The sequence below is a fragment of the Paenibacillus sp. tmac-D7 genome (genome assembly GCF_006519665.1).
Taxonomy (GTDB): Bacteria; Bacillota; Bacilli; order Paenibacillales; family NBRC-103111; genus Paenibacillus_G; species Paenibacillus_G validus.
The window spans coordinates 38,494-44,639 of sequence record NZ_VIDW01000039.1 but is presented as its reverse complement, the minus strand read 5'-3'; the positions used below and the strand labels follow the sequence as shown (position 1 = coordinate 44,639).

The 6,146-nt window shown below is 47.8% G+C and carries 4 protein-coding genes and 2 pseudogenes; all 6 read right to left on the bottom strand.

What is annotated here, in order from left to right; translation table 11 throughout:
• Nucleotides 1-396, bottom strand: a pseudogene (locus tag FKP33_RS21125) (transposase); the annotation flags it as partial.
• 225 nt (nt 397-621) lie between these two features.
• Nucleotides 622-1,094 (bottom strand): annotated as a pseudogene (locus tag FKP33_RS21120) (chromate transporter).
• Between the two features lie 79 nt (nt 1,095-1,173).
• Complete coding sequence (locus tag FKP33_RS21115) at nt 1,174-1,848, bottom strand: chromate transporter (protein WP_258313512.1); 675 nt, start codon at nt 1,846-1,848, stop codon at nt 1,174-1,176.
• 80 nt (nt 1,849-1,928) lie between these two features.
• Complete coding sequence (locus FKP33_RS21110) at nt 1,929-3,362, bottom strand: sulfatase family protein (RefSeq protein ID WP_141336299.1); 1,434 nt, start codon at nt 3,360-3,362, stop codon at nt 1,929-1,931.
• Nucleotides 3,363-3,805: 443 nt separating this feature from the next.
• Nucleotides 3,806-4,441, bottom strand: a complete 636-nt coding sequence (pgmB, locus tag FKP33_RS21105) for a beta-phosphoglucomutase (RefSeq protein WP_141336298.1) — start codon at nt 4,439-4,441, stop codon at nt 3,806-3,808.
• On the bottom strand, nt 4,438-6,144 hold the full coding sequence (locus FKP33_RS21100; RefSeq protein WP_141336297.1) for a glycoside hydrolase family 3 protein: 1,707 nt from the start codon (nt 6,142-6,144) through the stop codon (nt 4,438-4,440). The genes pgmB and FKP33_RS21100 overlap by 4 nt, the downstream gene beginning before the upstream one ends.
• Between the last annotated feature and the right edge of the window lie 2 nt (nt 6,145-6,146).

Below are 6,146 nucleotides of genomic sequence, written 5' to 3'. Positions count from 1 at the left end.
TGAGAGGAAGGGACAGGTTTTACAAACCTCCGGGTTTGATGTGTAATGTCTGTCACCTTCTCGATTCGTTGTTTTGTAGGTGAGCTGCTGGTTATTTGGGCACACATAAGAATCGGTACCTACATGGTATTTAAATTCCCATTTATGAAATAAACCCTGTGTGGGATGAAAGCGACGATGAGCAATAACGGAAAAAATCCTTCTGTCGTGTAATTTCTTGCAAATGGGATTGGTTAAATAACCCGAATCCCGGGCTACGGCTTCGACTTTAAAGCCGAAACGCTTTACCTGTCGGTCCAGTCGTTCAACGTAAGGTAAGGAATCGTGGACATTGCCTGCAGTGACATGTACATCCGTAATGATGTTGTACTTCATATCGACGGTACGATGGTCTTGAAAAATTAAATATTCAAGTCCTCAGCTCATCCAATACTCTTCTTCTTTATTTCACTAATAATGAGAAAAAACGCATTTCTTAAATATTCAATATTTATGAATAATATACATTGTTATTTCACTTGGTTCCTAACCATCTTATTATGAGTAAAGGGCTTGTTAAATAATGAATTTATTCAACTAAAAAACCAAATGTTCACTCTGATTTTGATTGGCGGATTGAATTTAAGAAAAGATAGCCGCTCCAAAAAGCCCTGACAGCACAATAACATAGAGCGGATGGGTTTTAAGCTTCAATAAGGCGAAAAGAGATGAGACGAAGATGATCCAAGCGATCATAGTGTACCAAGTCAAATCGAATGTGACCATATTGCTACTCAAACCGAATTTAATCGCCCCGTAAAAAATAAGGCCGGTCACGATAGCGCGCAATCCGTAAAATGCCGATTTGACCACTTTGTGCTTATATATTTTATAGAAGAAGGTTGCTACGGCAACGACGATGATTAGCGAGGGCAAAAGCATGCCTAATGTGGAAACAACTGCCCCTGCGAGTCCGGCAGTTTTATGCCGACAAAAATAGCAGTGTTCGTAGCGATCGGTCCCGGAGACATACCGGCTACAGCAGTTACATCGATGAATTCCTGACCGGTCATCCATTGATTCTTCTCGACTGCAGCTCCGATTACGGGGATCATGGCATAGCCGCCGCCGAAGGAAACAAATCCGATCGTCAAAAATGTGCGAAACAACTCCCAAAGCATCATCATACGCTCCTCAAATTCCGTCTCCTAAATAATAATCCGTATACAGGTATTGGCTTGGTTCCTCTTTTTCCAAGCTCACCTTCATTCCCATCAGTTCTTTGATTTTGACCTGAAGAATGCCGATGAATGCGCCGGTAACAATGGCGATAACCGGGCTAAAATGCGTAATTACCATAATTGCGGTTGTTGCCAAAACGGTACAAAAGGTAGTTTTATCAACAATGGCCGTTTTACCGATCTTGATCCCGGCATATGCGATAAGAGCAACTATGGAAGGCTTGATGGCTTTAAAGGCCGCTTCAATCTTCGGATTGTCCTGAACCTGCAGGAAAGCGATGCTTAGCCCCAGAACGATGAAGAAAGTTGGAAGCAACACACCCAGCATGGCCGCGATGGCGCCGGGAATGCCGGCGATTCTGAAGCCGACGAAAGTGGCGGAATTAATCGCGATGGCACCGGGAATGGATTCGGAAACCGCGAACACATCGGTCACATCCTTTTCCTTAATCCATTTACGGCGCTCTATTACTTCCCTCTCAATGAGAGGGATCATGGCATAGCCCCCTCCGAATGTAACAGGGCCAATCTTAAAGAAGCTCCAAAATATTTGACCTAAAAGCTTCCAATTCAGTTTATACGTTATTCGAGATTTCTGCTGGGTTAATAGGACACTTTTACTTGCCAATACGGGATCAACTGACATGGGATCGCCGTCCTTTTTGTATTTGAAATAATTTATTAGCTTCTTAATCCAAAAAAAGTTATCTACTCTTTGCTTGGAAGAACCGTGGCCTCAACCGATACCGGCCATCTCTCGCTCTCAGGAACATCGACGGCTTTGCCCCACTTGGACAGTAACGCATAATGCTCAGCTTTTTCCTGATGCTTTTCGATGATCGCCCCAATGTTCCAGGTTTGCTGGAGATGCTTTTGAAACTCTCGTGCAATATCGGTTCTTTCGCTATGGAGGTTATAAAGCTCGAACGGATCCTCCTCAAGGTCGAAAAGTTGATTGAATTCCTCGTGAAACGCATACGCCACATATTTCCACCTTCCTTTGCGAAGCATACGGCCTGGGATATGGCGTCCATCAAACGTATGCAGGGTCTCGCTGATGACCATTCGTTCTTTATCCTCCCCTCCGCCGGAAAGCTGCCGCTTCAGACTGATACCGTCAGGTCTCGGCGGTGTGGGCGCACCGGCAAATTCGCATAATGTCAGCCCTACGTCCATAATACTGACAGGTTGGGAAATTTTATGCCCGACGGTAATTCCATCGCCGGCAAAAACAATCGGAATCTTCGCGGATCCTTCATAGAATGTATTTTTGCCGATTAGCCCATGTTCGCCGGCTTGTTCGCCATGGTCCGACATGTAGACGAATACGCCTTGGCGGTCTTGCCGTTCAAGGTATCGGTTCCACGCTTCACGCACCTCGCCGACCTGTCCGTCTATGGTTTCGATCATACCCAGATAGGCGGTACGAAGCTTTCTCAACGTATCTACAGTCAGCTTGCTCTCTCGCAGCTTAGACAGGATAGGGTGATCACTATCGCTTTCGAACGATTGCGGAAGATCGATCCTCTCCTTGTAATACGAATATAAATCCGCAGGAGCAACGAACGTATGGTGAGGGCCGTAAGTTCCCACCACGATGCATTGGGGCTTCTCGTGGTCTTGGTTCAAATATTCCAAGGCAGCCCTGATCACCGCTCTATCATATTCAAGCACCGGCGAAGTACCTCCGCCGATAATCTTCAAAGGTTGATTGGCCATCGTTCCGACATAAGGCCCGAGATCGTTTCTTGCTTTACCATACCTTCCCCAAAACAGCGGCGTCATTTCCCCCATGATTCGCTTGGTAAACCCGTGGCGTTGGTCTTCTCCCAGGAAATGCATGCGTCCGCACAATACCGTCTCATATCCTTCCGCCGCAATACTGTGCAGGAAAGTTGTCTGGGCGCTGCCGATCGCCCCTTCATTCGTATAGATACCGGTTTTTTCCGGCAATTGGCCGGTTAGCATCGACATTCTAGAAGGCACGCAAAGCGGCGACGATGTATAGGCGTTTTCAAACACTGCGCCGTCGGCAGCCAACTGATCCGTGTGGGGCGTACGCACCAACGGATGCCCCGCAAAACCTGCATAGAGAGCATGATGCTGATCGCTTAAAAATACCAGAATATCAGGTTTACTCAATCTATCACTCCGTTCGTTATTCTGTTTCTCCCTGGATCCTCCGTCACTGTCTGTTCGACTGCATTAATTTATGAAGCTCTTTGCCATCGGAAGCGGAACTGATCTGCTTTTTCTTTCTATTGATTTAAGCCTGAAATAATACGGCCAGCAAAATCATATAAAATACCGTATAACGGCCCGATCGACATGCAGGACCATTTGGCATCCAAAAAAAACCGATCCCTTCACCGACTCTCACGGCAGGAATAATCCTGGAGGTCAGTGTCGGGATAAAGTTAAGGCTTTGGTGGCTGAAAAAAATAAAAAATTACCCAACGTAAGCGCAATAAACGACTTCGCCCAAAGCTGAGCCTGCCCCTTAGGGCGAGACGCCCCCTCAGTGCTGCGGGAACGTCCCAATCTTTCCTCATAAATCCCCGCCCCATTACCCCCTAAACAGGGCGTTATACAAGAGGGAGGAGCTCAGTGAGAGAATCCAGCTTGTAGTCCGCCATGGAACAGTTTCTCGCTTCGCTTACGGCAGCCGCTGCCATGCGTCCCCTTTTGGCAGCCAGTATTCCGGCTTCGGCATCCTCTACGACAAGACAATCGGCCGGTTCCATACCAAGCTTTCGCGCGGCCAGCAAAAAAACTTCGGGATCCGGTTTACTCTGCTGTATTTGAGTTCCATCAGCTACTGCCTCGAAGAACCCTTCCAACCCTACTCGCTTAAGTATGAGAGGCGTGTTTTTGCTAGACGATCCGATCGCCAGCTTGCAACCCTGCTCACGCAAGGCGAGTAAAGTCTCTTTGACCCCAGGAAGCAAATCCTTTTCGGACAGATTCTCCAAGAGTCCCCGGTAAAATTCATTTTTTTTCTGTGCAAGCTCCATCTTTTCCTCAGGGGAATAACACCTTTGGGCTTTCTCCAGAATGATCTCAAGACTCTCCATCCGGCTGACGCCGCGCAAACGGTGATTTACCTGCTCGTCGAAATCAATCCCCTCTTGCGAGGCAATATGAGACCAGGCCAGGAAATGATAGTGATCCGTCGATACGATAACTCCGTCCAAATCGAAAATGATCGCTTTATAATTCATAGTCTTGTATCCCACATTCCACAGAAAGGATCAACAGGGCTTATTCCCTTGAACTCGGATCGTCCCATCAGCTTGTCAATCAAGGCATGCAGCACATTGTCATTGGAATTGTAGGCGTTAATGTAGGTTCGTACCCTCGGCGCATCCAAGAGATGGTACGGATTTTCGACGGAAATAAAGATCGTCGGAATCGAGGACATGTACACGGGAACATTGGCGCCCATCGGCTGCTTCCATTCTATCCGCACCACGGTTTGATTGCTTTTGGTCACCATATTGGCCAAATAAACAATCAAATCGTACTTCCCGACGATATTACTTTGCGGCGTCATCATGCCTTCAAAGCCCGGATTCGTCTCGAACCGGTCGACATCAAATCCTTCCGCTTGCAACAGATTCATGAACTGATCGGCCGCTCCTACTCTTGCCGAATATGCAATCCCCGCTTCAGATTCGATATCGTAAAAAAGCACTTTCTTATATTTGTCGGGGTGAATCGGCAGAACGCCTTTCTCTTCTTTCACGATCGTAACGGCCCTATCGGCACACTCCACCGACCATGCCCGGTGTTCTTCATTTCCTAATACCCGCATGGCTTCATCCAGCGATGGGAACAACGTTCCATCCGCTTGTTTCTTATGAAGCTTTAAGGCCGCTTTCAAGGCAAGAATTTTCGTCAGCGCATCATGAAGCCTTTCCTGCGTAATAACGCCGTTCTCAATGCCCTGCTTCATGTACTTAAAGTCCTCTTCCAGACTGCGGGTGAAGAGGAACATGTCGCAGCCTGCCGCGATGGCATGAGGTACCGCTTGCGCTCTAGGCATAGAGATCATCATCCCGGCCATGGTCGAAGCATCCGTTACGACCAGGCCGTTAAAACCCATCCGTTCCTTCAACAGCTTCGTCGTCAATTCATAAGATAACGAGGCTGGCAAAAGCTCTTCATCCTTCAGATTCGGATTAAGCTTTCTGCTGTAAGCCGGCTGCAAAATATGGCCGACCATTACCGTCATGGCGCCTTCCTCGATACATGCTTTGTAGATGGCCCCGTAAGTGGCGTCCCATTCCTCACAGCTCAAGGGATTGATGCTCTCCACCAAATGCTGATCCCGCTCATCCAAACCGTCTCCGGGGAAATGTTTAATCGAGGCGGCTACGCCGTATTTCTGCACCGCTTTTAGATACTGAACTCCCATCTGCCGGACGCGATCCGGTTCCGAACCGAAAGTCCGAGTATTCGTGATTGGATTCCGGAAGTTATAATCGATATCGATAATCGGTGCAAAAGACCAATTGCAGCCCACGGCGGCTCCTTCCCTTCCGCAAACCGTTCCCAGCTTATAAGCCATCTCTATGTCATTCGTAGCCGCAACCTGCATAACGGAGCCGACGGTCGTGCCTTCATTTGCGATCCCCGAACCGCCTTTTTCCAAATTGGCAGCGATCAACATGGGGATTTTCGAGTTTTGCTGCAGCGTCCTTACGGTCTTTACTATATCTTCCGCGGCCATTGGCCGGCACATCAGCCCGCCGGCATTATAGGTTTTGGCTAGATCGCTCAAGTATTCTTCATCGCTCGAACGTCCGATCATGCAAAACAACTGGCCCACTTTTTCATCCGGCGTCATACTTGCCAACGTCTGTTCCACCCAGGAAATATCTTCGTCCGTCAAATAAAAAGGCTTCTGTTTTAAATGCTGCATAT

Coding starts and splice junctions, on each gene's coding strand:
- pgmB (WP_141336298.1), bottom strand. CDS start 4,441: ATGAATTATAAAGCGATCATTTTCGATTTGGACGGAGTTATCGTATCG.
- FKP33_RS21100 (WP_141336297.1), bottom strand. CDS start 6,144: ATGCAGCATTTAAAACAGAAGCCTTTTTATTTGACGGACGAAGATATT.